Here is a 1,668-nt window from a genome sequence, read left to right as displayed (position 1 = left end):
ATGTTGATTTCTAGTCTTTGACTAGTTCGTTCTTTAAAAATTTGGGTATGTGATAGAAAGATAGACTGAATAACACTTTCACTGGTGTTTATTCAGGCTAAGGTAAAATTTGTGAGTTGCTCTTTATGAGCAAGCATCGAATTTTCGGCGAATGTCGTCTTCACAGTATAACCAGATTGCTTGGGGTTATATGGTCAAGTGAAGAAGCGCATACGGTGGATGCCTTGGCAGTCAGAGGCGATGAAAGACGTGGTAGCCTGCGAAAAGCTTCGGGGAGTCGGCAAACAGACTTTGATCCGGAGATGTCTGAATGGGGGAACCCAGCCATCATAAGATGGTTATCTTGTACTGAATACATAGGTGCAAGAGGCGAACCAGGGGAACTGAAACATCTAAGTACCCTGAGGAAAAGAAATCAACCGAGATTCCCTTAGTAGTGGCGAGCGAACGGGGACTAGCCCTTAAGTTGATTTGAGATTAGCGGAACGCTCTGGAAAGTGCGGCCATAGTGGGTGATAGCCCTGTACGCGAAAATCTCTTATCAATGAAATCGAGTAGGACGGAGCACGAGAAACTTTGTCTGAATATGGGGGGACCATCCTCCAAGGCTAAATACTACTGACTGACCGATAGTGAACTAGTACCGTGAGGGAAAGGCGAAAAGAACCCCGGAGAGGGGAGTGAAATAGATCCTGAAACCGTATGCGTACAAGCAGTGGGAGCCCACTTTGTTGGGTGACTGCGTACCTTTTGTATAATGGGTCAGCGACTTATTTTCAGTGGCGAGCTTAACCGAATAGGGGAGGCGTAGCGAAAGCGAGTCTTAATAGGGCGTCTAGTCGCTGGGAATAGACCCGAAACCGGGCGATCTATCCATGGGCAGGTTGAAGGTTAGGTAACACTGACTGGAGGACCGAACCGACTACCGTTGAAAAGTTAGCGGATGACCTGTGGATCGGAGTGAAAGGCTAATCAAGCTCGGAGATAGCTGGTTCTCCTCGAAAGCTATTTAGGTAGCGCCTCATGTATCACTGTAGGGGGTAGAGCACTGTTTCGGCTAGGGGGTCATCCCGACTTACCAAACCGATGCAAACTCCGAATACCTACAAGTGCCGAGCATGGGAGACACACGGCGGGTGCTAACGTCCGTCGTGAAAAGGGAAACAACCCAGACCGTCAGCTAAGGTCCCAAAGTTATGGTTAAGTGGGAAACGATGTGGGAAGGCTTAGACAGCTAGGAGGTTGGCTTAGAAGCAGCCACCCTTTAAAGAAAGCGTAATAGCTCACTAGTCGAGTCGGCCTGCGCGGAAGATGTAACGGGGCTCAAACCATACACCGAAGCTACGGGTATCATCTTCGGATGATGCGGTAGAGGAGCGTTCTGTAAGCCTGTGAAGGTGAGTTGAGAAGCTTGCTGGAGGTATCAGAAGTGCGAATGCTGACATGAGTAACGACAATGGGTGTGAAAAACACCCACGCCGAAAGACCAAGGTTTCCTGCGCAACGTTAATCGACGCAGGGTTAGTCGGTCCCTAAGGCGAGGCTGAAAAGCGTAGTCGATGGAAAACAGGTTAATATTCCTGTACTTCTGGTTATTGCGATGGAGGGACGGAGAAGGCTAGGCCAGCTTGGCGTTGGTTGTCCAAGTTTAAGGTGGTAGGCTGAGGT

Annotated in this window: 1 rRNA gene (running past one end of the window); it reads left to right on the top strand. The window is 49.1% G+C overall.

Going from position 1 to position 1,668, the window contains the following annotated elements:
• Positions 1–192 precede the first annotated feature (192 nt).
• A 23S ribosomal RNA gene (locus AC07XF_RS28825) occupies positions 193–1,668 on the top strand; it runs 1,494 nt beyond the window's last position.

The sequence above is a fragment of the Pseudomonas sp. GW821-FHT01C01 genome, from assembly GCF_059422645.1.
The sequence above is the reverse complement of the archived record's forward strand: the minus strand, read 5'-3'. Positions and strand labels throughout refer to the sequence as shown.